This is a genomic window from Microbacterium sp. MF43, assembly GCF_012847295.1.
Lineage (GTDB): Bacteria > Actinomycetota > Actinomycetes > Actinomycetales > Microbacteriaceae > Microbacterium.
Window position 1 is genome coordinate 230,518 of the sequence record NZ_JABBDY010000003.1, and the last position, 25,339, is coordinate 255,856.

A 25,339-nucleotide genomic window follows, 5' to 3' on the forward strand; every position below is an offset into this window, starting at 1 on the left:
GGCGTCAGCCCTTCGTCGGGGACGGGATGTGCGCCTCCGGGTCGTGACGGAGCCAGAGAACGCCGAGCGGCGGCAGCACCATCTTCGCTCGGCCCCCGACGCCGGCGTGGACGACGCCGAGGTTGCCGACGCCTGAGCCGCCGTAGATCTCCGCGTCGGTGTTCAGGACCTCGTGCCACACACCCTCTTCCGGGAGGTCCAGTTCGAACGAGGTGATGGGCACCCCCGAGAAGTTGCAGACGACGGCGATCGAGTTGCCGTGCCAGTCGCGCCGCGAGAACGCGACGACATTGGAGTTCCAATGCGGCGCGCCCAACCGTGCGAAAGCGGCTCCGTCGCTGTCGCGTGCCCACAGCGCGGAGTGCTCGCGGTAGGTGCGATTGAGGGCGGCGACGAAGCCGTGCAGCTGGGCGTGGCTGGGCTGGTCGAGCAGCCACCAGTCGAGGGAACGCCCCTCGGACCATTCCGACAACTGACCGAACTCCTGCCCCATGAACAGGAGCTGCTTGCCCGGGTGTCCCCACATGTAGGCGAGGAACGCGCGCGTGTTCGCCAGCTTCTGCCAGTGATCGCCCGGCATCCTCCCGAAAAGGCTGCCCTTGCCGTGCACGACCTCGTCGTGGCTGATGGGCAGGACGTAGTTCTCGCTGAAGGCGTAGACGAACGAGAAGGACAGCTCGCCTTCGTGGTGCGCGCGGTACATCGGATCACGCTTGATGTACTGCAGCGAGTCGTTCATCCAGCCCATGTTCCACTTGAACCCGAACCCGAGGCCCGCGTGACTGGTCGGCGCCGTCACGCCGGGGAAACTGGTCGACTCCTCGGCGATCATCACGATGCCGGGATAGCGCTTGTAGGCGGTGGCGTTCACCTCCTGCAGGAACCGGATCGCCTCGAGGTTCTCGCGTCCGCCGTGGATGTTGGGTGCCCATTCGCCCGCTTCGCGGGAGTAGTCGAGGTAGAGCATGGAGGCCACCGCGTCCACGCGGAGGCCGTCCACGTGGAACTCCTCGAACCAGTACAGGGCATTGGCGACGAGGAAGTTGCGCACCTCGTTGCGGCCGTAGTCGAAGATATAGGTGCCCCAGTCGCGGTGCTCCCCGCGGCGGGGATCGGGGTGCTCGTAGAGCGCCTCCCCGTCGAATCTCGCCAGCGCGAAGGCGTCCTTGGGGAAATGGCCGGGGACCCAGTCCATGATCACGCCGATGTCGGCGCGGTGGAGGCGGTCGATCAGGTACCGCAGGTCGTCGGGGTGGCCGAACCTGCTGGTCGGTGCGTAGTACCCGGTGACCTGATATCCCCAGGAGCCGCCGAACGGGTGCTCGGCGAGGGGCAGGAACTCGACGTGGGTGAAGCCCTGATCCGTCACATAGTCGATCAGCTGGTCGGCGGCGTCGCGGTAGGACAGCCCGGGTCGCCACGACCCGAGGTGCAGCTCGTACACCGACATCGGGCGCGACAGCGGGGTCTCCCGTGCGCGGCGGGCCATCCAGACGTCGTCCTCCCATCGATAGGAGGACTCCACGACGACGGATGCCGTGGCCGGCGGGACCTCGGCGAACCGGGCCATCGGATCGGCCTTCACGACCCAGTCGCCGGAGCGGCCCTGCAGCTCGAACTTGTACGTGGTGCCGGCCCCCAGCCCCGGCACGAACAGCTCCCAAACGCCGGTTCCGCCCATCGACCGCATGGCGTGGCTCTCGCCGTTCCACTCGTTGAACGTGCCGATGACGCGGACCGCTCGCGCGTTGGGAGCCCACACGGTGAACGCCGTGCCGCCGACACCGTGGTGCTCGCGCGCGTGCGCACCGAGCACGCGCCAGAGCTCTTCGTGCCGGCCCTCTCCGATCAGGTGCAGGTCCATCTCGCCGATCGTCGGCGGGAAGCGGTACGGATCGTCGACGACGAAGTCGGGTGCGCCCTCATACGTGGTCAGCAGCTCGTATCCGCCCGCGTCGCCGGAGCGCAGTCCCTCCCACACTCCCGCGCGGACGTGCTCGAGCGGTACGCGCGTGCCGTCGGCGAAGACGGCGGTCACGCTGCGGGCGAGGGGGCGGCGAGCACGCACGATCCATTCGTCCCGACCCTCGCCGTCCCGGCCCGGATGGATTCCCAGGACGCTGTGCGGATCGTGGTAGGCGGCCGCGCCCACCGCATCGAGGACCTGATCTGAGGGCGTCATCGCTGCTCCTTGACGTGGAGGATGTGCACGGGCTCGGCGAACGCGTCCAGGAGGACGAAGTTGTGATCGGACCACGTCCAGCGAGACCCCGTCACGAGGTCCTCGACCTCGAAGGGATCGCCCGGCTGAACGCCCCACACGCGGGTGTCGAGGTGGACCATCGTCTGCCGCACCGAATGCGGGTCGGTGTTGACGACGACGATGATCGTGTCGTTCGCCCCGCTCGGCGAGAGCGCGGCGGGCAGATGCTTGACGTAGACGAGGACGGCGTCGTCATCGCTCCAGTGCACTGTCAGGTTCCGCAGCTGGCGGAGGGCGGGATGTGCACGTCGGATGTCGTTCAGGCGGCGCAGGAACGGCGCCAGCGACTCGCCGCGCTCCTCTGCACCGCTCCAGTCCCGCAGTTTGTACTCGTACTTCTCGTTGTCGATGTTCTCCTCGGAGCCGGGCCGTGCGACGTTCTCGTACAGCTCGTATCCGGCGTAGACGCCGTACGTCGGCGCCGCGGTGGCGGCGATCGCCGCACGGATGCGGTACGCGGGACGGCCGCCGAACTGGAGGTACTCGGTCAGGATGTCGGGCGTGTTGACGAAGAGGTTCGGTCGCACGAAGTCGGCGGTCTCGCGGGCCAGACCCGACAGGAACTCCTCGAGTTCGGCCTTGGTGTTGCGCCACGTGAAGTATGTGTAGCTCTGCTGGAATCCCGCCGAGGCGAGACTCTGCAGGGGCGCGGGCCGGGTGAACGCCTCGGCGAGGAAGACCACGTCGGGGTGCTCGGCGTTCACCTTCCCGATCAGCCACTCCCAGAACTGCAGGGGCTTGGTATGCGGGTTGTCGACGCGGAAGATCTTCACTCCCTGCGCGATCCAGTGGCGGATGACCCGCAGTGCCTCGGAGTAGATGCCCTCCGGATCGTTGTCGAAGTTGATCGGGTAGATGTCCTGATACTTCTTCGGCGGGTTCTCGGCGTAGGCGATGGTGCCGTCCGGCAGCGTCGTGAACCATTCCGGGTGCTCGGCGACCCACGGGTGGTCGGGAGCTGCCTGCAGCGCGAAGTCCAGTGCGACCTCGATGCCTTCGGCGCGGGCGGCGCGCACGAACGCGCGGAAGTCGGCGAGTGAGCCCAGGTCGGGGTGGATGGCGTCATGGCCTCCCTCCGCCGAGCCGATGGCCCACGGCGACCCCGGGTCGCCGGGTCCGGGGTCGAGCGTGTTGTTGCGGCCCTTGCGGTTCAGGGTGCCGATGGGGTGGATCGGCGGAAGGTAGAGCACGTCGAAGCCCATCGCCGCCACGGCGGGGAGGCGCCGCATCGCCGTGCGGAAGGTGCCGCTCTTGATCGATCCGTCCTTGAGCCGTCGAGCGCCTTCCGAGCGAGGGAAGAACTCGTACCACGCGCCGACGCCGGCGCGCTCGCGCTCGACGAGCAGGGACTGCTCGTCTCCGACCGTCGTCAGCGACATGATCGGCCGCTCGCGGAAGAACCCCGCGAGGGCCGGGTCACGCACCGTCACGAGGGCCTCGTCGTCGCTCACGGATGGATCCCGCAACGACAAGGCGGCGGCCGTCAGCGCTTCTCGCTGCGCTCTGGGGCGCGACTTCTCGGCGGCCGCGCGATCGAACAGTGAGGCGCCGATGTCTCGCATGAGCGGGGCATCCACCCCCGCCTCGATCTTCACGTCGGCAGCGTGCTCCCACGTCGCGAACTCGTCTCCGAAGGACTCGAAGCGGAAGCTCCAGACCCCTTCCTCGAGCAGCACGACGGTGGTCTCCCACCGGTCGAAGCCATCGCCGAGCGGCTCGAGCCGGTGGAGCGACACATCCCCGGTGGGGGAGGTGAGCCGCAGCTGGACGCCGATGCGATCGTGCCCCTCGCGGAATGCGGTGACGCCGAACGGCACGGCCTCGCCGGCGAAGGCCTTGGGCCGGTAGTCGCCCCACGGCACCGACGGATACGGCCGGGCGAGGGGAAGCCGGCGCGTCACCGTGAGGCGATCGGGCTGCCACTCGCGGGCGTCTCGGACAGGGATGGCGGTGGCGCTCCGCCACGGGCGGGAGCGCGCGGCGCGCGACGTCGTGACCACGTCTCGAACCTACCCCGCCCTCACAGCCCGCGACAGCCGTTTGACACGGGCGCGTCGCTCACTCGGCTCGGAAAAGGCGCATCGACGTCGCGGGGATCGCGAGCACGTCACCGGGGGATGCCTCGTCGCCGGTCCCGTGCGGTCGTTCGTCGGCGCTCGACCACAGCGGCACGAAACGCGTGACTCCGTCGATCGTCGGAAGGGTCACGTCGATCGGGCGCTCGGTGCCGTGGACGATCAGCAGGATGCGGTTGAACGCCTCGAACTCGGGAGTGGACGCGGCGACGTACTGCAGCGTGCGGTGCGAGGGATTCGTCCACCGCTCGATGGACATCGTCTCGCCGTGCTCGTCGTACCACTCCATGACCGAGGCCGACGGGATGTGCTCGTCGAGGCGCGCGAACCGCACCGGTCGAAGTGCCGGGTTCTCCCGGCGCAGCCTCAGGAGGTGCTGCACGTGCGCGAAGAGATCGTGCTGCCAGGGCGCGTGCTCCCACGGCAGCCAGGTGAGCGGCGAATCGTGGCAGTAGGCGTTGTTGTTGCCTCGCTGCGTGCGGCCGAACTCGTCCCCGGCCGTGATCATCGGCACGCCCGCCGAGAGGAGCAGCGTCCCGATCAGGTTCCTCATCGCCTTGCGGCGGCTGGCGAGGATGCCCTCGTCGTCGGTCGGCCCCTCCGCTCCGTGGTTGAACGAGCGGTTCGTGTCGGCGCCGTCGCGGTTCTGCTCGCCGTTGCCGAGGTTGTGCTTGACGTCGTACGAGACGAGGTCGCGCAGCGTGAAGCCGTCGTGTGCGGTCACGAAGTTGATGCTCGCGAGCGGGCCGCGCTCCGCCGAGAACGTGTTCGACGAGCCGGCGAGCCGCGTCGCGAAGCCGCCGATGCCGACCGGCGCGGTGGAGGCGCGTCGCGCATAGTCGACGTCGCTGAGCCAGAAGTTGCGGACGCGGTCGCGATAGCGGTCGTTCCACTCGCTCCAGCCGGCCCCGAAGCTGCCCGTCTGCCAGCCGCCCATGCCGACGTCCCATGGCTCGGAGATCTTCTTGACTCCAGCCAGCGCCGGGTCGTCGATGATGGCGCGCAGAAGCGGATGCTCCGGCGTGAAGTGATGCGCGGCATCGCGCCCGAGCGTCACCGCGAGGTCGAATCGGAAGCCGTCGACCTGCACATCGTTCGCCCAGTACCTCAGCGAATCGAGGATGAGGCGTGCCGCGGCATCCGTCGACGTGTTCACCGCGTTGCCGCAACCCGTCACGTCGATGTAGGCGCCGTCGTCCTGCTGGCGGTAGTACGCGCCGTTGTCGATCCCGCGCAGGCTCGAGCGCGGACCCCCCAGGCCTTCTTCGGCGGTGTGGTTGTACACGACGTCCAGGATCACCTCGAGCCCCGCCTCGTGAAGGAGCCGGACCATCCCCTTGAACTCGCGGAGCACCGCCTCGGGTCCTTCCCGGCGTGCCTGCTCGGTCGCGTAGGCGGCGTGCGGGGTGAAGAAGTTGAGGGTGTTGTAGCCCCAGTAGTTCGCCAGGCCGTGCTGCAGCAGACGGGGCTCGGTGGCGAACGCGTGCACGGGGAGGAGCTCGATGCTGGTCACTCCCAGCGAGAGGAAGTGGTCCACCATCGCGGGGTGGGCGAGCCCGGCGTAGGTTCCGTGGAGCGCCGGCGGCACGCCGGGATGCCGTTTCGACAGGCCTTTGACGTGCCCCTCGTAGAGCACCGTGCGATCCATCGGAACCGCCGGCTTCGGGACGCCGCCCCAATCGAAGGCGCCCTCGACGACGACCGATCGCCAGTCGTCATAGCCGCCGCGCGCGAGCCCACGCGAGTACGGCTCCACCAGCAGCGTGCCTCGATTGAACGTGTTGCCCGGGCCGTGCGGACCGTCGACGCGGATGGCGTAGCGGGTGCCGGGGCGGAGCAGGGAGGAGGTGATCTCCCACACCCCGCCGCCGACGGGGGCAAGCGGAACGCTCTCGATCGCCCAGTCCAGGTCGGTGTCGTCGAACACCACCAGCTCCATGGCGTCCGCCGCACCCGACCATACGCGCAAGGTCGCACCGTCGGGGCCGAGCGTCACGCCGAGGCGGTCGAGGTCGGCGCTGTGCAAGCCCGCGGGCAGCGCGATCGCGGCGGACTCGAGGCTGGGCATGCGAACTACAGTAGTAACCGCGTGAGTCCGGCGCGTTACGGGACCGGGTGCCGGGCCTCGCGGGACCCGGGTGCACCGTGGAGCGCGCCGTGAAGCGAGGGAGGAGCGATGGAGGTCTACCTCGATCACGCCTCGACCTCGCCGCTTCGCCCGGAGGCGCGCGATGCATGGCTCACGGCGACTCAGGAGATCGGGAACGCCTCGTCGATCCACGGCTATGGCCAGTCGGCGCGGCGGCTGCTCGAAGAGTCCCGAGAGCGGCTCGCGGCGGCGCTCGACTGCGATCCCATCGAGGTGGTCTTCACATCCGGCGGGACCGAGGCGGTCAATCTCGCGCTCAAGGGACTGTGGTGGGCGCGTGCCGAGGGCACGGTCGCGGTGGTGCTGCCGGACGGCGAGCATCATGCGACGCTCGACGCCGCCGAGTGGCTCGCGACGACCGAGGGCGCGCGACTTCGACACGTGCCGCTCGAGGCGAGCGGGCGGATCGACAGTGACGTCTTCGCCGGGGAGCTGCCCGGCGCGGCCTTCGCCACCGCTCTGGCGGCGAACAACGAGGTGGGCACGATCAGCGACGTCGCCGGACTCGCAGCGGCAGCGATCGAGGCACGCGTTCCGCTGCACGTCGATGCCGTCGCGGCGTTCGGGCACGTCCCGGTGTCATTCCGGTCGTGGCGGGGGAGCGCGAAGGGCCATTCCGGCCTGAGCGCGCTGAGCGTCACGGCCCACAAGGTGGGTGGGCCCGTGGGAGTCGGCGCACTGGTGGTGTCCCGTCACGCCCGCATCGCGGCGCTCCACCACGGCGGCGGTCAGCAGCGCGGGCTCCGCGCCGGCACGCAGGACGTCGCAGGCGCCGCGGCCTTCGCGGTGGCGGCCGAGCTGGCGGAGGCGGAGCGCGAGGGCGAGGCGCAGCGGCTCTCCCGCCTGCGCGACGAGCTCGTCCGCGGCATCCTCTCCCGCGTTCCGGGAGCCGAGCTGCTGGGCGACCCGATCGAGCGCATCCCGGGCAATGCGCACGTCCACTTCGAGGGCGCGCCGGGCGAGTCGCTCCTCTTCCTGCTGGATCGCGCGGGCATCGCGGTGTCGACCGGCTCGGCGTGCCAGGCCGGGATCCCCGAGCCGTCGCACGTGGTGAAGGCGATGGGGCGGACGGATGCCGAGGCTCGTCAGGTTCTGCGGTTCACGCTCGGGAGGACATCCGGATACGCCGACGTCGCCGCCGTGCTGTCGGTGCTCCCGGAGGCCGTCGAGCGCGCTCGCGCCGCGTCCGGGACCCGCTCAGGCGCCCGCTCCTAGACTGGGCGCATGAGGATTCTCGCGGCCATGAGCGGTGGCGTCGACTCCGCCGTCGCGGCCGCCCGCGCCGTGGATGCCGGCCACGACGTCGTCGGTGTTCACCTCGCCCTCTCGCGCGCCGGCGGCACGCTGCGCACCGGCAGTCGCGGCTGCTGCACGATCGAGGACGCGATGGACGCGCGCCGCGCCGCCGACCGGCTCGGGATCCCGTTCTACGTGTGGGACTTCTCGGAGCGGTTCCGCGACGACGTGATCGGGGACTTCATCACGGAGTATCGCGCCGGCCGAACGCCGAATCCCTGCATGCGATGCAACGAGAAGATCAAGTTCGCCGCACTGCTCGAGCGCGCGCTCGAGCTGGGGTTCGACGCGGTGTGCACCGGGCACTATGCGACGCTCGTCGAGGGTGCCCACGGGCTCGAGCTCCACAGGGCCTCGGATGCCGCGAAGGACCAGTCCTACGTGCTGGGCGTGCTCACCGCCGAGCAGCTCGCGCACACCTTCTTCCCGCTCGGATCCACGCCGTCCAAGGCGGTCGTGCGGGCCGAGGCCGAGGAGCGTGGTCTCACCGTCGCGCACAAGCCCGACAGTCATGACATCTGCTTCATTCCCGACGGCGACACCCGCGGGTGGCTCGCCGAGAAGGTCGGCACCGCGACAGGCGAGATCGTCGATCGGTCCGGCGCGGTGGTGGGCAGTCATGAGGGTGCGCACGCGTTCACGGTCGGCCAGCGCCGCGGCCTTTCCCTCGGGGTCCCGGCGCCGGACGGAAAGCCGCGATTCGTGCTCGAGGTGCGGCCCGTGACCAACACGGTCGTGGTCGGGCCCAAGGAGGCGCTGGCCACGTCCGAGATCGGGGGCGAGCGCTACTCGTGGGCCGGCAGGGCCCAGCCCGAGGGTGCGTTCGACTGCGACGTGCAGATCCGGGCCCACGCCGATCCGGTTCCGGCGCGCGCGACGTTCGGCGGCGGCCTCATCACGGTGGTGCCCGCGACGCCGTTCGACGGCGTCGCGCCGGGTCAGACCGCCGTGCTGTACGACGGCACGCGGGTCATCGGCCAGTTCACGATCGACCGGACGGTGTCGGCGGTCCCGGTTCCGGCGTGAGCCGCGCGGGGTCGGAGGCCGCTCCTAGACTGGCGGCGTGACGGATGACGATCTCGCGACGCCGCAGTCCCCTTCGATCGACGCTCCGGCGCTCCCCGCCGACGCCGGGCTCGAGGCATCCCGCGTGGAGGCTCAGCAGCTCACCGAGCGCATCCTCGACGCGCGAGACGCGTACTACGGCCGCAACGCCGAGATCGTGGACGACGCGACGTACGACCAGTGGATGAGGCGACTCGAGGAGCTCGAGAGGCTCCACCCCGAACTGCAGGGCCAGGATTCGCCGACGCTCACCGTCGGTGCCGCCGAGAGCTCGATGTTCGCGCCGGTCGAGCACGCCGAGCGCATGCTCAGCCTCGACAACGTGTTCAGCCTCGACGAACTGAGGGAGTGGTGCGGGAAGGCCGAGAGCGCGGCGGGCCGCAAGGTCCGATGGCTGACCGAGCTCAAGATCGACGGACTCGCGATCAGCCTGCGGTACGAGCGGGGCGTGCTGACGTCGGCGGCGACCCGCGGCGACGGCCGGACGGGCGAGGACGTGACCGTCAACGCCGTGCGGGTGGCAGGCATCCCGCAGCGACTCGAAGGCGCGGGACATCCCGACCTCGTCGAAGTCCGCGGCGAGGTGTTCATCCCGGTCGCGGCGTTCGCGCGGCTCAACGCCCTTCAAGCCGATATGCGCGATCGCGCGGTCGAGGAGACCCGTGCGCGCGGCCGGGCCTTCGACGAGGCGAAGGCCCGAGCGAGCGCGGAGCGCCGATTCCCCTCGTTCGCCAACCCCCGGAACGCCGCTTCCGGCGGCCTTCGCCAGCAGCTCGACAAGAAGGACGGCCTCGAACTCGAGGCCGGGCAGGCGCGCCTCGACTCCTTGCGGCTGTTCGTGCACGGCATCGGAGCATGGTCCCGCCCGCCGGTCGAGTCCCAGAGCGAGACGTACGCGCTCCTCGCAGAGTGGGGTCTGCCGACCAGTCCGTACTTCCGGACCTTCGACGACATCGACGGCGTGCTCGGCTTCGTCGCGCACTACGGAGAGCACCGTCACGACGTCGAGCACGAGATCGACGGTGTCGTCGTCAAGGTCGACGAGCTCGCTCTGCACGACGAGCTCGGCGCGACCAGCCGCGCGCCGAGGTGGGCCATCGCCTACAAGTACCCGCCCGAGCAGGTCAATACGAAGCTGCTCGACATCGTCGTATCCGTCGGTCGCACCGGACGGGCGACGCCGTTCGCGGTCATGGCGCCCGCACGCGTCGCCGGGTCCGTCGTGCGCCAGGCGACACTCCACAATCAGGAGATCGTTCGCGCCAAAGGCGTGCGCATCGGCGACACCGTGGTGCTCCGCAAGGCCGGAGACGTCATCCCCGAAGTCCTCGGCCCCGTCGTGGAGCTGCGGGACGGGACCGAACGCGAGTTCGTGATGCCCGCGGACTGTCCCGAGTGCGGGTCTCCGCTCGCGCCCGCGAAGGAAGGCGACATCGACCTGCGCTGCCCGAACACGCGAGCATGCCCCGCGCAGGTGCGCGGCCGTGTGGAGCACATCGGCTCACGGGGTGCGCTCGACATCGAAGCGCTCGGCGAGGTGACCGCAGCGGCGCTGACGCAGCCGTCGTACCCCGACGTGCCGCCGCTCGAGACGGAAGCCGGCCTCTTCGAGCTGACCCTTCCCGAACTCGTCCCGATCGAGGTGATCGTGCGCGATGCCGAGACCGGGGAGGCGCGGGTCGACGAGAGGACGGGGGAGCCGGTACGGCGCCGACCGTTCGGGCGGAATCCTTCGGCGGCCGAGAAGAAGGCGGGACTCGAAGGTCCTCAGCCGTCCGCGCAGGCGCTCACGCTCATCGATCAGCTCGAGCGGGCCAAGAGAAAGGACCTCTGGCGCTTCCTCGTAGCCCTGAATATCCGTCACGTCGGCCCCGTCGCCGCGCGTGCGCTCGCCCAGTGGTTCGGGTCGGTGGACGCGATTCGCGCCGCGTCGCGAGACGAGCTGGCAGCTGTGGAGGGCGTCGGCGGCATCATCGCCGACTCGCTGACGGACTGGTTCGCCGTGGACTGGCACCGCGAGATCGTCGAACGCTGGGCGGCAGCCGGGGCGCAGCTGGCCACGCCCGGGCATCCCGGCCCCGGTGCCGCGGTGGTGGAGGGCGGCGTGCTGGAGGGACTCACAGTCGTCGCGACCGGAAGTCTCGAGGGGTATACGCGCGAAGGGGCGCAGGAGGCGATCATCAAGGCCGGCGGAAAGGCGGGCTCGAGCGTCTCGAAGAAGACGGATTTCGTCGCGGCCGGACCCGGGGCGGGATCGAAACTCGCCAAGGCCGAAGAGCTGGGGGTTCCCGTCCTCGACGCCGCCCAGTTCCACATCCTGGTCACCCGGGGGCCGGCGGCTCTCGACGGGGCGGCGCCTGCCGAAGCCTGAGCGTCTCTTCCGATCAGGGCAGTCCTGAGACTCGCGGCAATGTCGTAGCTTTGTTCTAATGTCGGTGTCCTCCGAAGAAGGGACTCCGCCATGACCATGATCCCCGATCCCGCCGTGATCGCCTGGCTCGACCAGCAGGACCGCCGGACGGCGCAGACGATCCGCACCCACGGCACCCACATCGAGTACGTCATCGGCGACATGCGCCGGCGCCAGACTCCCTTCGCGTACACGGTCGGGCTCTTCGGAATGGGGCATCCCGAGCTGCTCGTCTTCGGTCTGGACTCGCGCACGACGGGGCTGCTCCTCAACGACGTGAGCGATCGGATCCGGCGTGGACGCGACATCGTCCCGGGTGAGCTTCTCGAGTTCGACGGCTGGAGTCACCGGGTCACGGTCGAAACGGTGCCCAACCCCGGCGAGATCGCGTTCGCGGCGAATCGCTTCTATCAGCGCCCCGACGAGCACTCGGTGCCGTTGCTCCAGCTCACGTACGACGACCGCGACGGGTTGTTCCCGTGGGACGACGAGTACTCGAACGCCGTTTGGATCCAGCCGCGGCCCGGCACGTTCTCGGCCTGGTGATCGCCGCGAACCTGTCAGGATCCCGATGTCAGGGCGAGGAGCCGGTCGCGCACCTGCCTGCGGAGCACTTTGCCGATCAGCGAGGTGGGCAGCTCGTCGACAACGAAGATGCGCCGGGGCACCTTGTAGGGCGTGAGGATCCCGCGCACGTGCTCCCGGATGCGCTCGACGTCGGCGTCCTGACCCGGAGTCAGCACGACGGCGGCGACGACCTCCTCGCCCGAGCGCTCGTTCGGCAGTCCGACCACCGCCGCGTCCTCGACAGCCGGGTGCTGGCGCAGCGCGTTCTCCACCTCGGTGGGTGCGACATTGAAGCCGCCGGTGATGATCAGCTCCTTGATGCGATCCACGATGCGCACGAAGCCGGCGTCGTCGATCGTGACGATGTCACCGGTGCGGAACCACCCGTCGGTGAAGACGGCTTCGGTCTCCTCGGGCTTGCCGTAGTACCCGCTGAACACCTGCGGTCCGCGCACGACGAGCTCGCCCCGCTCGCCCCAGGCAACGTCCTTCGTCGGCTCATCGGGATCGACGACACGGCACTCGGTACCCGGCAGGGGCAGCCCTACCGTGCCTGGCACACGGTTGTCCGCCACGGGGTTCGCCATGAGCACGGGCGAGCACTCGCTGAGGCCGTATCCCTCGACGAGGTATCCCCCCGACGCTTCCTCGAAAGGCACGACCAGTTCGTGGGGGAGGGCCATAGCTCCCGAGATGGCGACCCGGGTGCCGGCGAGCGAGACGCCCTTCTCCTTCGCCGCCTTCAGCAGTCGATCGGCGATCGGGGGAACGAGCGGAAGGAAGGTCGCCGGGTGCTTCCGGGTGACCTCGAGCACCATGTCTGGGTCGAAGCGGGGGAAGAGGACCAGACGCGCGGCCATCGACATCGCGAAGGTCAGGCACAGGGTGAGGCCGTATGCGTGGAACATCGGAAGGACCGCGTAGACGACGCATCCGTCACCGCGCACGATCGAGGGGACCCAGGAGCGCGCCTGCGCGGCGTTGGAGAGCAGGTTGCGGTGGGTGAGGGATGCGCCCTTCGGCGTCCCGGTGGTGCCGCTCGTGTACTGGATGAGCGCCAGGTCGTCTGTCGACGGCTTGGGATGGGAGGCGGGCAGCGGTTCGGAGCCGACGATCTGCTGCCAAGGGATGACGCCCGACACGCGAGCGGTGAGTGCCGCGCGCGCCTCCCGGGCTTTCGCGATCGGCAATCGCAGGGCGAGGCGGGTGCCGAGGGGCATCGCGGTGGTGATGTCGACCGAGATCAGCGAGGTGACAGCGAGGTCGGCGGGAAAGTCCTGCACGGTTGCCACGGCCTTGGACCAGACGATCGCGTGCTTGGCGCCGTGGTCCTCGAACTGCTTGCGCAGCTCGCGGGGCGTGTACAGGGGATTGTGCTCCACGACGACGGCGCCGAGGCGCAGGATCGCGTAGAAGGCCACGATGTGCTGAGGGCAGTTCGGCAGGACGATCGCCACCGGATCGCCGGCCTTCACGCCCTGCGCACGCAGCCCCGCCGCGGCGCGATCGATCTGCTCGCGCAGTTCGCGATAGGACGTGGTCCGCCCGAAGAATTGGAGCGCAGGTGCCTCGGGGAAGTCGCGCGCCGAGGCCTCGACGATCTCGACGAGCGAACCGCTCACCGGTTCGAGATCCTGCGGCACGCCATCTGCGTAGCTGGCGATCCACGGGCGAGGGGGGTCATACGTCGTCACGCGCTCAGCCTACGCCGGGGGGTCTCGCGGCGCTCTCGCCGCAGGGCGGCGGCGGCGATCCGAATAGACTGTCCGGGTGTCTGAAATCACCCCCGATCTCGTGCGCCATCTCGGTGTGCTCGCCCGGATCCAGCTGAGCGAAGAGGAGGTCGAGCGCCTCACCGGCCAGCTCGACGTCATCGTCGACAACATCGCCAAGGTGTCCGAGGTCGCCACGCCCGACGTGGTCGCCACCAGCCACCCGATCCCGCTCCAGAACGTGTTCCGTCCCGACGTGGTCGGCGATCAGCTCACCCCGGAGCAGGTGCTTCAGAACGCCCCGGACTCGGCGGACGGCCGCTTCCGCGTGACCGCGATCCTCGGCGAAGAGCAGTAAGGACCACTGTGACCGATCTGACCAGGCTGAGCGCCGCCGCGCTCGCAGACAAGCTCGTCTCCGGCGAGGTCTCCAGCGTCGAGGCCACGCGGGCGCACCTCGATCGCATCGCCGCTGTGGACGGCGACCTGCATGCCTTCCTCCACGTCAGTGATCGCGCACTCGACGTGGCCGCCGACATCGATCGCCGCCGCATGGCGGGCGAGGCACTCGGTCCCATCGCCGGTGTGCCCCTGGCCATCAAGGATGTCCTGGTGACCACCGACATGCCGTCCACGAGCGGATCGAAGATCCTCGACGGCTACATGTCGCCGTACGACGCCACGGTGGTGGCGCGTTCCCGTGCCGCCGGTCTCGTGCCCCTCGGCAAGACCAACATGGACGAGTTCGCGATGGGCTCGTCGACCGAGCACTCCGCGTACGGTCCCACGCGCAACCCGTGGGACCTCGACCGGATCCCCGGTGGATCGGGAGGGGGCTCGGCTGCCGCCGTCGCCGCGTTCGAGGCGCCTCTCGCGCTCGGCTCCGACACCGGCGGCTCGATCCGTCAGCCCGCGCACGTGACGGGGACGGTCGGCCTCAAGCCCACGTACGGCGGCGTCAGTCGCTTCGGCGCCATCGCCCTGGCGTCGAGCCTGGACCAGGTGGGGCCGGTCACGCGCACCGTTGTGGACGCGGGGCTGCTCCACGACGTGATCGCCGGGCACGACCCGCACGACGCCACCTCGCTCGAGGAAGCCTGGCCGTCGTTCGCCGACGCTGCTCGAGAGGGCGCCCGTGGTGAGGTGCTGAAGGGCCTCAAGGTCGGCGTCATCAAGGAACTGCCCGACGCGGGGTTCCAGTCCGGTGTGTCGACGTCCTTCCGTTCGGCCCTGGCCGCTATGGAGTCGCAGGGCGCCGAGATCGTCGAGATCAGCGCACCGCACTTCGAGTACGGCGTCGCGGCGTACTACCTGATCCTGCCTGCCGAGGCATCGAGCAACCTGGCGAAGTTCGACTCGGTGCGATTCGGCCTGCGGGTCGACGTGCCCGGCGGCACCGTCGAAGATGTCATGGCGGCGACGCGCGACCAGGGCTTCGGCGACGAAGTGAAGCGGCGCATCATCCTGGGCACGTACGCACTGTCCGCGGGCTACTACGACGCTTACTACGGCTCTGCTCAGAAAGTCCGCACGCTCATCCAGCGCGACTTCGACGAGGCGTTCGCCTCGGTCGACGTCATCGCCACGCCCTCGGCGCCGACGACCGCCTTCCGCCTGGGCGAGAAGATCGACGACCCGATGCAGATGTACCTCAACGACGTCACCACGATTCCCGCGAACCTCGCAGGTGTTCCCGGCATCTCCATCCCGTCGGGCCTCGCCGAGGAGGACGGGCTCCCCGTGGGGATCCAATTCCTCGCTCCTGCCCGCGAGGACGCGCGCCTCTACCGGGTGGGCGCCGCTCTCGAAGCCCTGCTGCTCGACGCGTGGGGCGGGCCGCTCCTCGACCGCGCACCGATCCTCGGAGGAGGACGATGATGGCCAAGGACAAGCTGATGGACTTCGACAAGGCCCTCGAGCTCTTCGAGCCGGTGCTGGGCTTCGAAGTCCACGTCGAGCTCAACACAAAGACCAAGATGTTCTCGGGTGCGGCCAATCCTGCCCACCCGGCGAACCACGACGCCGCCCCCAACACACTCGTCGCACCCGTTGACATGGGACTGCCCGGTTCGCTGCCGACGGTGAACGCCGAGGCGGTGAAGCACTCGATCAGCCTCGGCCTCGCCCTGGGGTGCTCGATCGCGCCGTCGAGCCGATTCGCACGAAAGAACTACTTCTACCCCGACCTGGGCAAGAACTATCAGATCTCGCAGTACGACGAGCCCATCGCCTTCGAAGGACGGGTGGATGTCGAGCTGGCTGACGGGTCGATCGTCTCGGTGCCGATCGAGCGTGCTCACATGGAAGAGGATGCCGGCAAGCTCACGCACGTGGGTGGATCGACCGGTCGCATCCAGGGCGCCGAGTACTCCCTCGTGGACTACAACCGCGCCGGCGTTCCGCTCGTCGAGATCGTGACCAAGCCGATCTTCGGCGCGGAGGACCGTGCCCCCGAGATCGCCAAGGCGTATGTGCAGACGATCCGCGACATCGTGCTGGCCCTCGGAATCTCGGAGGCCCGCATGGAGCGCGGGAACCTGCGTTGCGACGCCAACGTCTCGCTTCGCCCGCGTGGCCAGGAGAAGCTGGGCACCCGCACCGAGACCAAGAACGTCAACTCGATGCGGTCGGTGGAGCGCGCCGTTCGCTACGAGATCCAGCGCCAGGCGGCGATCCTCGCCGCGGGTGGATCCATTGTGCAGGAGACGCGCCATTGGCACGAGGACACCGGCACGACGTCCCCCGGCCGGCCGAAGTCGGACGCCGACGACTACCGGTACTTCCCCGAGCCCGATCTGCTGCCCGTCGCCCCCGCGCTGGAGCTGATCGAGGAGCTGCGTGCCGCGCTTCCCGAGGCGCCCGCTGCGCGTCGCCGGCGGCTGAAGGCTGAGTGGGGCTTCACCGATCTCGAGTTCCAGGACGTCCACAACGGCGGACTGCTCGCCGAGGTCGAGGCAACGGTCGCCGCGGGCGCGTCGCCGGCCGCAGCGCGCAAGTGGTGGACGGGCGAGCTGACCCGCATCGCGAACGCACAGGGGCGCGAGGCATCCGACCTCGCCACCGCGGCGGACGTTGCGGCCCTGCAGTCGCTCGTCGACGCCGGGACGCTGACCGACAAGCTCGCGCGCCAGGTGCTCGAGGGTGTCGTCGCGGGGGAGGGCACTCCCCAGGAGGTCGTCGACGCTCGAGGTCTCGCGGTGGTGTCCGACGACGGCGCGCTGATCGCGGCGATCGACGATGCCCTCGCCTCCCAGCCCGACGTGCTCGCCAAGATCCGCGACGGCAAGGTCCAGGCGGCCGGTGCGGTCATCGGTGCGGTCATGAAGGCCATGAAGGGTCAGGCGGACGCGGCGCGCGTGCGCGAACTCGTGCTGGAGCGCGCCGCCGCGTCGTAGGCGTCACGTCGTCCGCTCCCGAGGGGGACGTCGGAGCCACGGAGGATAATCGTCGCCATGGGACGAGGTGACGGCACGGGACGCCTGACCTCGCCGGTCGGCGCCGACGACACCGGCACGGGCATCCTGCACGTAGATATGGACGCGTTCTACGCGTCCGTCGAGCAGCTGGACGACCCGTCGCTGCGCGGCAAGCCGATCATCATCGGCGCGCCGGATGGCCGCTCGGTCGTGTCGAGTGCATCGTACGAAGCTCGCCGGTTCGGTGTGCGGTCCGCGATGCCGGTCAGCCAGGCGCTGCGGCTGTGCCCATCGGCGATCGTCGTGCTGCCGCACTTCGACCGCTACCTCGAGTTCTCGAAGCGGGTCATGCGCATCTTCCGCGACGTCACGCCGCTCGTCGAGCCGCTGTCGATCGACGAGGCCTTCCTCGACGTGCAGGGCGTGCGGCGGCTGTGGGGGAGCCCGGGCGAGATCGCCCGCGCGCTTCGGGCGCGTGTGCTCGAGGAGACCGGTCTCACGTGCAGCATCGGCGTCGCGGCGACGAAGCATGTCGCCAAGATGGCATCGACGATCAGCAAGCCCGATGGACTCCTCGTCGTGTCGGCGGCAGACACGGACGCCTTCCTCAGACCGCGGTCGGTGCGTGCGCTCTGGGGTGTGGGCCCGAAAGCGGCCGAGTCGCTCGAGGGACGAGGCATCCGCACCGTCGCCGACGTCCTGGACGCGCCTCGCGACGTCCTCGATCGCGCGCTCGGCCCGGCCATGGGTGACCGTGTCTGGCACCTCGCCCGCGGAATCGATCTGCGCTCCGTCGAGACCGACCGCACCGAGAAGAGCGTCGGACACGAGGAGACGTTCGACGCGGACATCGCCGATCCTGTCATCCTTCGATCGGAACTCCGACGCCTCGCCGACCGCGTCGGAGCCCGGCTGCGTGGCGGCGGCTGGGAGGCCTCGACCATCGCGATCAAGGTCCGCTTCGCCGACTTCAGCACGATCTCGCGCTCCCAGACCCTGCCGGAGCCGACCGCCGTGGGGCAGCGGATCGGCGACGCCGCGCACGAGCTGTTCGAGTCCGTCGAGCGCCGCATGCCGGTCCGCCTCATCGGGGTCCGTGCCGAGAAGCTCCGCCCGGCCGGATCCGCGCCGCTCGCCCTGTGGGACGACGACCAGGACTGGCGCCGCATCGAAGATGCCCTGGACGGTGCGGCGGCGAAGTTCGGTCGTGGTGCGGTGACACGGGCGACGCTTCTCGGCAGGGCAAGGGGCGGCGGGTCCCTCCCCTCGAGTCCGCCGGCTCCGAAGCTCGATCGGGGCTGACACCGCCCACGCCCGACGGGTAGCGTGGGTCGCATGCCCAACATCGCACTCGAACTCGGTCAGCAGTCGGCGTCGTTCGGCGTCAAGAGCGCCTATGGCGAACAGCAGGACGTCGACGGCGTCCGTGTCATCCCCGTCGCGCTGACGTGGGCAGGTTTCGGCGGCGGCTCCGACGAGGCGGGCAACGGCGGAGGTGGCGGTGGCGGATGGTCCATCCCGCTCGGCGCCTACATCCGACGGGGCGATGACCTGCGCTTCGAAGCGAACATCGTCTCGCTGATCGCCGTTGCGATTCCGTTCGTCTTCTTCGCCGGGCGCGCGCTGAGCCGTGTCATCCGCGCCCTCAAGAAGTAGTTCCGACCCGGTCGCGCACGCCCTCGACGCCGCGGCGTCGAGTCTCATCGGTGCGATCCGGGCGGTGGCGGCCCTCAATCCAGTGGTGCTGATCGACGGACGGAGCGGAGCCGGCAAGACCTCGCTGGCGCGATCGCTCGTTGCCCGCTGGCCCGCGGCAGGCAGGGTGCAGCTCGTCGCGCTCGACTCGGTATATCCCGGTTGGGACGGCCTCGACGAGGGCGTCGAGCTCGCCCGCGCACAGATCCTCGTTCCTCACGCGCGCGGTCTGATCGGGGTGTGGCAGCGCTGGGACTGGGAGGTGGGTGCGCCGGCAGAAGCGCACGCGGTGGACCCTGCGCTCCCGCTCATCGTCGAAGGATCGGGCATCCTGCGCCCCTCCACGAGTCCGCTCGGAGACGTCCGCGTGTGGCTGGACTCGCCGGGTGCGTCGCGGCGCCGCCGGGCGCTCACGCGCGACGGCGACGCCTACCGACCGCACTGGGACCGGTGGGCACGCCAAGAGGAGCGGCATGTGACGCGCGACGAGCCGATGAGGCTGGCGTCGCACGTCTTCGCTGTTCCGTGATCGGATGCCTCAGCTCTCCTCCGAGAGCGCTTTGACGAGCCCGTCCAGGCGGTAGCCCAGCCAGTCATAGATGCCGAATCGGGCGTCCTCGGGATCATGGTCATCGGCCTCGGTGATGCCGAGCCGCGTGGCGAGCACCAGGCGGATGGCGGCGAGCGTGCGCAGCCACGCGCCCGAGTCCTCGGCGTCCAGGACGATCGCGACGGTTTCGAGGAGCGCCGGATCGTCGGGGTCCTCAGGAATCTGCGACGCTTCCGTGAGGGACGCGAGGACCCGCGCGGCGTCGTCGCGGCGACGATCCAGCAGATCGTCCTCCGTGAACTGGCGGAACTCCCGGGCGGCTTCGGCCTCCTCATAGGCATCGGGCGCGAGACGCTCGATGGCGGGGTCGCCTTCTGCGACGGAGGCACCGTCCACCAGTTCCGAGAACTGCGTCACCAACCCGGACAGGTGGGCGGCCTCCAGCCTGGTGATCTCGACGACGACCACGCGGGCGGTCATGCCGGCGCCTGCCTGACGGTCGCCCACAGGCCGTAATCGTGCATCGCGCGGGTATGCAGCTCCATCTGCTCACGGGCTCCCTCGGCGACGACGGCGTGACCCTCGTGGTGGACGGCGAGCATCAGCCGCTCAGCTTCTGCCCGTGGCAGGCCGAAGTACTCGCGGAAGACGTGCGTCACGTAGCTCATGAGGTTGACGGGGTCATCCCACACCACGGTCTGCCACGGTCGTTCGGGACCGAGCTTGCTGCCCAGGTCGGTGTCGGCATCGAGGTCGGGCGTGGTCAGCGCTGCCATCATGCCCATCCCAGTTCATGAAGACGTTCGTCGTCGATGCCGTAGAAGTGCGCGATCTCGTGCACGAGAGTGGTGTGCAGTTCGTCGCGAAGCTCTTCCTCGTTCTCGCACGCGGCGAGATGCGATTCGCGGTAGACGATGATGCGATCGGGCAGTTCCCCGACGCCGTAACGGTCGCGCTCGGTCAGCGCCCACCCGTCGTAGAGGCCGAGGAGGTCGAGGCTGCCGTCCTCTGGACGATCCTCGACGACGAACACGACGTTGTCGAGCCCCTCCACCATGTCGTCGGGGAGGAGGTCGAGCTCGTCGACGACGAGCTGCTCGAACGTCGCCGCATCCATCTCCATCATGATGCCTCGCGACAGCAGAAATTGGGGTGAGTAACGGGACTTGAACCCGCGACCCCCTGGACCACAACCAGGTGCTCTACCAACTGAGCTATACCCACCATGTCTCCCGCCTGCGCGGGCAACCAGAAGATTCTCTCACACCTCTGGGGCGAACGACGACACGGCCGCCGCAGCCGCCGCTCGTGCGCCGTCGCTCGTCGGACCGGGCTCAGGCACAAAGACGGCCTGGCGATAGTACGCGAGCTCGCGAATGGACTCGATGATGTCGGCGAGCGCGCGATGCCCGCCGTCTTTGGCCGGCGCGTGGATGTAGGCCCGGGGGTACCAACGGCGGGCGAGCTCTTTGATGCTCGAGACGTCGACGTTGCGATAGTGCAGCCAGTGATCGATCCGCGGCATGTACTTCGCGATGAACATGCGATCGGTGCCGATGGTGTTGCCGGCGAGCGGAGCCTTGCCCTCGAGCGGCACATACTGCTGGATGTACTCGAGCGCCTGGAACTCGGCGTCCGCGACGGACACGCCGTGAGGAATCTCATCGAGCAGGCCGGACTTCGCGTGCATCTTCGTCACGAACTCGCTCATGTTCGCCAGCGCACTCGCGTCGGGCTTGATGACGACCTGGAAGCCCGGATGCAGCGGGCGCAGCTCGAAGTCGGTCACGACGACCGCGATCTCGACGAGTTCATCGACGTCGAGGTCGAGTCCCGTCATCTCGCAGTCGATCCAGACAAGTCGGTCGTTCTCGGGTGCCCCCACCATGCGCTCCATCCTATTGACGGCCCCGGACGCCGACGCCTCAGCGCCGTCGCCGAGGCCATTTGTGCCCCCCCGGGAGGATTCGAACCCCCGACCTGGCGGGTAGAAACCGCTCGCTCTGTCCCCTGAGCTACGGAGGGAAGGGTGTCTCCCAGGCTAGCGGTTCCTGTGGGCAGGCCGCGAAGGCTGGCGCGCAACGCGGACGCGGCGTAGCGTCTGCATCGGACGCATCGAAAGGAGTTCGGGCATGAGCACCACGGAGACGCACCACCCCTTGTGGGTCGCCTACGGCCCCTCGGGAGTCGTCGGAAGCATTCGCAAGGACGATGACGGGTACACGGTCACCATGGCGGGGGCGGATGCCTCGGCCGGCAGCTATCCCTCGATGGAGATCGCCAAGAGCGCCCTCCACGCGCGCATGACGCCGGGGAGCGACTGGCCGGAGTTCCGCGAGCACTAGGCTCGCCCGAGCGTCCGTCGATGCTCAGCGCCGAGCGATCGACGATTCCGTCGACGTGCCCGGCGTGATCGTTCGACGCGTGTCGAGGAGCGGCAGCGCGAGGTGCACCAGCGGCCCGATAAGGAAGGCGAAGAGCACCGTGCCGATGCCGACGGTGCCGCCGAGAAGCCAGCCGATGGTCAGCACCGTCAGCTCGACGAGCGCTCGGCAGGTCCAGATCGGCCACCCGAGTCGTCTGTGCATGCCGGTCATGAGTCCGTCTCGCGGCCCGGGGCCGAAGTGAGCGCCGATGTAGAGCCCTGAGGCGATGGCGACGACGACGATTCCGCCGAGAAGAACGGCGAACTGTGCGATCAGCCCACTCACGGGCGGGATGACGGCAAGCGCGACCTGCATGCTCGTGCCGACAAGCAGAATGTTGGCGATCGTGCCGACACCGGGCTTCTGTCGCAGCGGGATCCACAGCAACAGGACGAAGAACCCCAGGATGTTGGCGACCCAGCCGATGCCGATCCCGGTATGGATCGAGATTCCTTCAGCGAGGACGGTCCACGGGTCTACGCCCAGGCCGGCCTGGACGGTCATCGCACAGCCGACCCCGTACAGGAACAGGCCAACGAAGAGCTGCACGACGCGACGAACCATGCTCCCATCCAATCGCAGGATTGGCATGTGCGGAACAGGCCAATATGGATACCCTGGCCCTATGGACTCCCGGATCTCCGCCCGCGCACTGGCCGCCGCCCTCGGAGGGTGGCGAACGCGCGAGCCCGCCTATGAGGCGCTCGCGGACGGTATCCGATTGCTCTGCCTGGACAACCGGATCGCCCCGCGGACCGCTCTGCCCGCCGAACGCGAGCTGGCTGCCGCGCTCCACCTCAGCCGCAGCACGGTTGCGGCGTCCTATCGGAGCCTGCGCGAGACGGGTCACATCGCCAGCCTGCGAGGCTCGGGCAGCGTCACTCTGCCCTTGCAGCGTCGCGATCCGGGCAAGACCCAACCGAGCGACGGAATGATCGATCTCCAGCAGGCGAGTCCGCCGGCGTGGCCCGGCTTGGCCGGCATCATCGGCGAAGTCGCCGCGCACGCTCCAGCGCTGGTGTCGCGCGTCGGGTACGACGTGCTCGGCAGCACCGAGCTGCGTGAAGCGATCGCCGCGCACTATGAGCGGCGAGGCATCCCGACCTCGCCTGCGGAGGTGCTCGTGACGACCGGCGCGCAGAGCGCGATCCACCTCGTCGCGTCCGTTCTGCTGGGTCGCGGCGACCGTGTCGTCGTCGAGACCCCGACCTATCCGCACGCGGTGGACGCGCTGCGCCGCGCAGGGGCGCGACTGGTCGGCGTCCCGGTCACGACCGACGCGGGGTGGGATGTCGATCGGGCCGAGCAGGTGTTCGCGCGGACGCTCCCGGTGATGGCGTATCTGATGCCGGACTTCCACAATCCCACGGGGCGGTCGATGGATGCGATCGAGCGTGAGGTGTTCCTGCGGGCCGGAGAGCGGGCGGGTGCGGTGCTCGTCCTGGATGAGACGACCGCCGACCTGGACATCGACCGCGGACCGGTAGCGCCGGGGTTCGCGAGCGCCGACCCGTCGGGGGTGGTTCGCATCGGCTCCCTGGGCAAGACGGTCTGGGGCGGCCTCCGGGTGGGGTGGATTCGCGCATCGGGTGACCTCGTTCGGCGATTCGCCGCCGCCCGCCCGGCACACGATCTAGGCACGCCGGAGTTCGAGCAGGCGGTGGCGGCCGCGCTGTTCGCCGAGTTCGCCGCTATCGCGCAGCAGAGATCGGCCCTCCTGCGTTCCGGGCGCGACGCCCTTACCTCGGCGCTCCGGACTCGAATCCCCACGTGGCGCATACCGTACGCTCCGGGCGGAGTCGCGCTGTGGATCGAGCTCGATGCTCCCCTCAGCGCCGCGCTCGTGCTGGACGTTCGAGCGCGAGGAGTCCTCCTCTCTGCCGGACCGCGCTTCTCGGTGGACGGGGGTCACGATCGGCATCTGCGGGTTCCCTTCACTGCGCCGCCGGACGATGTCGTGCGTGCGGCCGAGCTGCTCGCCGAGTCGTGGGCCGACGTGAAGGCGGGCGCGCCGTCGTCGATGGTGGAGCAGTACGAATCCGTCGTGTGAGTCATCGGGCGAAGCGCAGACAGTCGATCGCATCCTCTGCCGACCAGAAGTCGCCGAGCTCGCGGAAAGCCTTGGACGCCGCGTGAAAGCGGCGAGCGCGGTACCGCGTGTCGCCGCCGGCCGCGAGAGCCTGCAGGTGGCCGATCACTCGGCCGCTGCGGTCAATCACGCGCCACAGCGATGGGGCGGCGTCGAGGAGTCGAACCGGCGCCTCGGGTGCGATGGCGGGTCGGTCGGTGATCAGCGCGTCCTGCGTCATGGGTTGCTCCTTCCTTCTTCGAACATAAATGCGATCACCGACATTCGTCGATCGGGACCTGCTTCTCCCCAGGGAGGGCCGCGAGGCAGCTGTCCCCAGGTTCCGGAGTTCGCACTCGGACGGTGATCCGAAGCCGTCAGGCTCGTCTCACCGTCGGCGCCTGACGGGCACTCAGGCGCCGGCGGGGCGGGGAAGGTCTCCGCAGACGAGGAGGAAAGATGTCCGACACCATCACGATCACGGGGAACGTCGCGACCGAGCCCGAGAGCAAGCGCACGAGTGGAGGAGTCTCGATCACCACGTTCCGGCTGGCCAGCGCACAGCGCCGCTTCGACCGGCCGACCGGCGTCTGGGTCGACAGCGGCACCAACTGGTACTCGGTGTCAGCCTTCCGTGGGCTCGCCGATCACGCATTCGAGTCGCTCCGCAAGGGCCAGCCTGTCGTGCTGACGGGACGGCTCCGAATCAAGGACTGGGACAACGGCACGAAGCGCGGTACCGACGTCGAGATCGACGCCGAGGCGATCGGTCACGACCTGCGGTGGGGCACCTCCACGTTCAGCAAGGTCGCTCCGGCGGCCGCTGCGGGGAGTGATGCGTGGAGCAGCGACGCGGATGCGCCCGAGTGGCGCGCGCCGGGTGCGGATGCCGAGGCAGCTTCGAATGGCCCGGAGCCCGGCTCGGAGGGCGAAGCCCGTCCGCTCGAGCCCGCCGGTGTCGACGCGCCGTTCTGACGCGACGCGGCGTCGCGCCGTTCGATCGTGCTCACAGGGCGTTCGGGGTGACGGGTCATAGACTCGGTCCGTGCCCCGAAATCCCGAGCGTGCCGGTGTGCGGATCGTGCATGCGTCGGCACGTGCGGCCGCCGTGGCGGCCCTGGTGGCTCTCTCAGCGGCCGGCCTCGCCGCCTGCACGGACGCTCCCGAGCCGGGCCCGTCGACAGGGCAGACTCCCTCCCCAGGCACGGCGAGCCCGCAGGACACTCCGACCCCGACGTCCGACGTCGATCCCGCGCCCACGCTCGTGCCAGAAGGAACCGCCGAGGACAACCTGCCGCTGTTCCTCGCCGTCACCGAGCGCGTGTGGGCTTCGGAGTCCCGAGACGCCGGTCGTGCGTACATCGACGCGCTCGTCGCCGCCGGGTTCGACAAGGTCGCCATGGAGGTCACCGCGGACCAGACGACGATCGGCAACCCAGCCGAGAGCATCCAGTTCTCGGTGCTGTGGGGCGACGAGTGCCTGGTCGGGCAGGTCGGATCCACGACGGGCGACCCGCACGCCGTCGTCCTGCCCGTCGTCGACGGGCGATGCCTGATCGGCCAGACGCGCCCGATCGATTGGTGACGCCGACGCAGTGACGCCGGCCGCGGCAGACGTCGTGGCGCCGACCGCGACATCCGCGCTCG

Annotated in this window: 24 protein-coding genes and 2 tRNA genes; 14 read left to right on the forward strand and 12 right to left on the reverse strand. The window is 69.4% G+C overall.

What is annotated here, in order from left to right; translation table 11 throughout:
- Positions 1 to 4: 4 nt before the first annotated feature.
- The 3 genes from glgB to glgX all read right to left on the reverse strand — a co-directional run bounded on the left by glgB (position 5) and on the right by glgX (position 6,406).
- Entirely contained in the window at positions 5 to 2,182 is a 2,178-nt protein-coding gene (gene glgB, locus HF323_RS09495; protein WP_169582353.1) for a 1,4-alpha-glucan branching protein GlgB, read from the reverse strand.
- Positions 2,179 to 4,164 carry a maltotransferase domain-containing protein gene (locus HF323_RS09500; RefSeq protein ID WP_317451066.1) on the reverse strand — a complete coding sequence of 662 codons (1,986 nt, stop codon included), beginning with the start codon at positions 4,162 to 4,164 and terminating at the stop codon, positions 2,179 to 2,181. Before HF323_RS09500 ends, glgB begins: the two co-directional genes overlap by 4 nt.
- Positions 4,165 to 4,321: 157 nt before the next feature.
- On the reverse strand, positions 4,322 to 6,406 hold the full coding sequence (glgX, locus tag HF323_RS09505) for a glycogen debranching protein GlgX (RefSeq protein WP_169582354.1): 2,085 nt from the start codon (positions 6,404 to 6,406) through the stop codon (positions 4,322 to 4,324).
- Between the two features lie 108 nt (positions 6,407 to 6,514).
- Here glgX and HF323_RS09510 point away from each other — a divergent pair, with 108 nt between their 5' ends.
- From HF323_RS09510 to HF323_RS09525, 4 genes are all read left to right on the forward strand, one after another.
- Complete coding sequence (locus tag HF323_RS09510; RefSeq protein ID WP_169582355.1) at positions 6,515 to 7,702, forward strand: cysteine desulfurase family protein; 1,188 nt, start codon at positions 6,515 to 6,517, stop codon at positions 7,700 to 7,702.
- Between the two features lie 9 nt (positions 7,703 to 7,711).
- Positions 7,712 to 8,809, forward strand: coding sequence for a tRNA 2-thiouridine(34) synthase MnmA (gene mnmA / locus HF323_RS09515; protein WP_169582356.1), 1,098 nt, complete (start codon positions 7,712 to 7,714; stop codon positions 8,807 to 8,809).
- Positions 8,810 to 8,885: 76 nt separating this feature from the next.
- Entirely contained in the window at positions 8,886 to 11,219 is a 2,334-nt protein-coding gene (ligA, locus tag HF323_RS09520; RefSeq protein ID WP_169582814.1) for an NAD-dependent DNA ligase LigA, read from the forward strand.
- Between the two features lie 90 nt (positions 11,220 to 11,309).
- Positions 11,310 to 11,804 (forward strand): DUF4262 domain-containing protein, encoded by a 495-nt coding sequence (locus tag HF323_RS09525; RefSeq protein ID WP_211160438.1) that lies wholly within the window; start codon positions 11,310 to 11,312, stop codon positions 11,802 to 11,804.
- Positions 11,805 to 11,818: 14 nt separating this feature from the next.
- On the opposite strand, the gene HF323_RS09530 is transcribed toward HF323_RS09525, so the two are convergent.
- Positions 11,819 to 13,519: a long-chain-fatty-acid--CoA ligase gene (locus HF323_RS09530; protein WP_169582357.1), complete on the reverse strand. Its 1,701-nt coding sequence runs from the start codon at positions 13,517 to 13,519 to the stop codon at positions 11,819 to 11,821.
- A 76-nt stretch (positions 13,520 to 13,595) separates the two neighbouring features.
- On the opposite strand from HF323_RS09530, the gene gatC reads away from it, so the two are divergent.
- The 6 genes from gatC to HF323_RS09560 are packed head-to-tail and all read left to right on the forward strand — an operon-like array spanning position 13,596 to position 19,177.
- Positions 13,596 to 13,895, forward strand: coding sequence for an Asp-tRNA(Asn)/Glu-tRNA(Gln) amidotransferase subunit GatC (gene gatC / locus HF323_RS09535; protein WP_169582358.1), 300 nt, complete (start codon positions 13,596 to 13,598; stop codon positions 13,893 to 13,895).
- An 8-nt stretch (positions 13,896 to 13,903) separates the two neighbouring features.
- Complete coding sequence (gene gatA, locus HF323_RS09540) at positions 13,904 to 15,415, forward strand: Asp-tRNA(Asn)/Glu-tRNA(Gln) amidotransferase subunit GatA (RefSeq protein WP_169582359.1); 1,512 nt, start codon at positions 13,904 to 13,906, stop codon at positions 15,413 to 15,415.
- Complete coding sequence (gene gatB / locus HF323_RS09545; RefSeq protein WP_169582360.1) at positions 15,415 to 16,932, forward strand: Asp-tRNA(Asn)/Glu-tRNA(Gln) amidotransferase subunit GatB; 1,518 nt, start codon at positions 15,415 to 15,417, stop codon at positions 16,930 to 16,932. The genes gatA and gatB overlap by 1 nt, the downstream gene beginning before the upstream one ends.
- Positions 16,933 to 16,989: 57 nt before the next feature.
- A complete protein-coding gene (dinB, locus tag HF323_RS09550; protein ID WP_169582361.1) occupies positions 16,990 to 18,255 on the forward strand; it encodes a DNA polymerase IV in 1,266 nt (421 codons plus the stop codon).
- 33 nt (positions 18,256 to 18,288) lie between these two features.
- The gene (locus HF323_RS09555) at positions 18,289 to 18,609 is read left to right on the forward strand and encodes a hypothetical protein (protein WP_169582362.1); all 321 of its coding nucleotides are present in this window, start codon (positions 18,289 to 18,291) and stop codon (positions 18,607 to 18,609) included.
- Positions 18,584 to 19,177 carry a hypothetical protein gene (locus HF323_RS09560; protein WP_317451044.1) on the forward strand — a complete coding sequence of 198 codons (594 nt, stop codon included), beginning with the start codon at positions 18,584 to 18,586 and terminating at the stop codon, positions 19,175 to 19,177. The genes HF323_RS09555 and HF323_RS09560 overlap by 26 nt, the downstream gene beginning before the upstream one ends.
- 9 nt (positions 19,178 to 19,186) lie before the next feature.
- Here the strand turns inward: HF323_RS09560 and HF323_RS09565 are convergent, their stop codons facing one another.
- From HF323_RS09565 to HF323_RS09590, 6 genes are all read right to left on the reverse strand, one after another.
- Positions 19,187 to 19,666: a DUF2017 family protein gene (locus HF323_RS09565; protein WP_317451045.1), complete on the reverse strand. Its 480-nt coding sequence runs from the start codon at positions 19,664 to 19,666 to the stop codon at positions 19,187 to 19,189.
- Positions 19,667 to 19,674: 8 nt separating this feature from the next.
- Positions 19,675 to 19,983, reverse strand: coding sequence for an ATP-dependent Clp protease adapter ClpS (gene clpS, locus HF323_RS09570; protein ID WP_169582364.1), 309 nt, complete (start codon positions 19,981 to 19,983; stop codon positions 19,675 to 19,677).
- A complete protein-coding gene (locus tag HF323_RS09575; protein WP_169582365.1) occupies positions 19,974 to 20,324 on the reverse strand; it encodes a metallopeptidase family protein in 351 nt (116 codons plus the stop codon). Before HF323_RS09575 ends, clpS begins: the two co-directional genes overlap by 10 nt.
- A gap of 22 nt (positions 20,325 to 20,346) precedes the next feature.
- Positions 20,347 to 20,422 (reverse strand) — tRNA-His (locus tag HF323_RS09580).
- A 37-nt stretch (positions 20,423 to 20,459) separates the two neighbouring features.
- Positions 20,460 to 21,086: an oligoribonuclease gene (gene orn, locus HF323_RS09585; RefSeq protein WP_169582366.1), complete on the reverse strand. Its 627-nt coding sequence runs from the start codon at positions 21,084 to 21,086 to the stop codon at positions 20,460 to 20,462.
- A 64-nt stretch (positions 21,087 to 21,150) separates the two neighbouring features.
- Positions 21,151 to 21,223 (reverse strand) — tRNA-Arg (locus HF323_RS09590).
- Between the two features lie 107 nt (positions 21,224 to 21,330).
- Here HF323_RS09590 and HF323_RS09595 point away from each other — a divergent pair.
- The gene (locus tag HF323_RS09595) at positions 21,331 to 21,543 is read left to right on the forward strand and encodes a methyltransferase (protein ID WP_169582367.1); all 213 of its coding nucleotides are present in this window, start codon (positions 21,331 to 21,333) and stop codon (positions 21,541 to 21,543) included.
- Positions 21,544 to 21,567: 24 nt separating this feature from the next.
- Here the strand turns inward: HF323_RS09595 and HF323_RS09600 are convergent, their stop codons facing one another.
- Positions 21,568 to 22,188 carry a hypothetical protein gene (locus HF323_RS09600; RefSeq protein WP_169582368.1) on the reverse strand — a complete coding sequence of 207 codons (621 nt, stop codon included), beginning with the start codon at positions 22,186 to 22,188 and terminating at the stop codon, positions 21,568 to 21,570.
- A 61-nt stretch (positions 22,189 to 22,249) separates the two neighbouring features.
- Here HF323_RS09600 and HF323_RS09605 point away from each other — a divergent pair, with 61 nt between their 5' ends.
- Entirely contained in the window at positions 22,250 to 23,674 is a 1,425-nt protein-coding gene (locus tag HF323_RS09605) for a PLP-dependent aminotransferase family protein (protein ID WP_169582369.1), read from the forward strand.
- A gap of 1 nt (position 23,675) precedes the next feature.
- Here HF323_RS09605 and HF323_RS09610 read toward each other — a convergent pair whose 3' ends face one another.
- Positions 23,676 to 23,933 carry a hypothetical protein gene (locus tag HF323_RS09610; protein WP_169582370.1) on the reverse strand — a complete coding sequence of 86 codons (258 nt, stop codon included), beginning with the start codon at positions 23,931 to 23,933 and terminating at the stop codon, positions 23,676 to 23,678.
- A gap of 218 nt (positions 23,934 to 24,151) precedes the next feature.
- Between HF323_RS09610 and HF323_RS09615 the strand changes: the two genes are divergently transcribed.
- Both HF323_RS09615 and HF323_RS15275 read left to right on the forward strand, forming a co-directional pair.
- Complete coding sequence (locus HF323_RS09615; protein ID WP_169582371.1) at positions 24,152 to 24,667, forward strand: single-stranded DNA-binding protein; 516 nt, start codon at positions 24,152 to 24,154, stop codon at positions 24,665 to 24,667.
- A 70-nt stretch (positions 24,668 to 24,737) separates the two neighbouring features.
- Positions 24,738 to 25,277, forward strand: coding sequence for a hypothetical protein (locus HF323_RS15275; protein ID WP_317451046.1), 540 nt, complete (start codon positions 24,738 to 24,740; stop codon positions 25,275 to 25,277).
- Positions 25,278 to 25,339 lie beyond the last annotated feature (62 nt).

What these genes read in the sequence shown, in the direction of transcription:
- HF323_RS09510 (WP_169582355.1), top strand. Translation starts at nt 6,515, where the DNA reads ATGGAGGTCTACCTCGATCACGCCTCGACCTCGCCGCTTCGCCCGGAG.
- gatB (WP_169582360.1), top strand. Translation starts at nt 15,415, where the DNA reads ATGGCCAAGGACAAGCTGATGGACTTCGACAAGGCCCTCGAGCTCTTC.
- HF323_RS09605 (WP_169582369.1), top strand. Translation starts at nt 22,250, where the DNA reads ATGGACTCCCGGATCTCCGCCCGCGCACTGGCCGCCGCCCTCGGAGGG.
- HF323_RS09555 (WP_169582362.1), top strand. Translation starts at nt 18,289, where the DNA reads ATGCCCAACATCGCACTCGAACTCGGTCAGCAGTCGGCGTCGTTCGGC.
- HF323_RS09525 (WP_211160438.1), top strand. Translation starts at nt 11,310, where the DNA reads ATGACCATGATCCCCGATCCCGCCGTGATCGCCTGGCTCGACCAGCAG.
- glgX (WP_169582354.1), bottom strand. Translation starts at nt 6,406, where the DNA reads ATGCCCAGCCTCGAGTCCGCCGCGATCGCGCTGCCCGCGGGCTTGCAC.
- HF323_RS09610 (WP_169582370.1), bottom strand. Translation starts at nt 23,933, where the DNA reads ATGACGCAGGACGCGCTGATCACCGACCGACCCGCCATCGCACCCGAG.
- dinB (WP_169582361.1), top strand. Translation starts at nt 16,990, where the DNA reads ATGGGACGAGGTGACGGCACGGGACGCCTGACCTCGCCGGTCGGCGCC.
- clpS (WP_169582364.1), bottom strand. Translation starts at nt 19,983, where the DNA reads ATGGGCATGATGGCAGCGCTGACCACGCCCGACCTCGATGCCGACACC.
- HF323_RS09600 (WP_169582368.1), bottom strand. Translation starts at nt 22,188, where the DNA reads ATGGTTCGTCGCGTCGTGCAGCTCTTCGTTGGCCTGTTCCTGTACGGG.
- glgB (WP_169582353.1), bottom strand. Translation starts at nt 2,182, where the DNA reads ATGACGCCCTCAGATCAGGTCCTCGATGCGGTGGGCGCGGCCGCCTAC.
- HF323_RS09615 (WP_169582371.1), top strand. Translation starts at nt 24,152, where the DNA reads ATGTCCGACACCATCACGATCACGGGGAACGTCGCGACCGAGCCCGAG.
- HF323_RS09575 (WP_169582365.1), bottom strand. Translation starts at nt 20,324, where the DNA reads ATGATGGAGATGGATGCGGCGACGTTCGAGCAGCTCGTCGTCGACGAG.
- orn (WP_169582366.1), bottom strand. Translation starts at nt 21,086, where the DNA reads ATGGTGGGGGCACCCGAGAACGACCGACTTGTCTGGATCGACTGCGAG.
- mnmA (WP_169582356.1), top strand. Translation starts at nt 7,712, where the DNA reads ATGAGGATTCTCGCGGCCATGAGCGGTGGCGTCGACTCCGCCGTCGCG.
- HF323_RS09595 (WP_169582367.1), top strand. Translation starts at nt 21,331, where the DNA reads ATGAGCACCACGGAGACGCACCACCCCTTGTGGGTCGCCTACGGCCCC.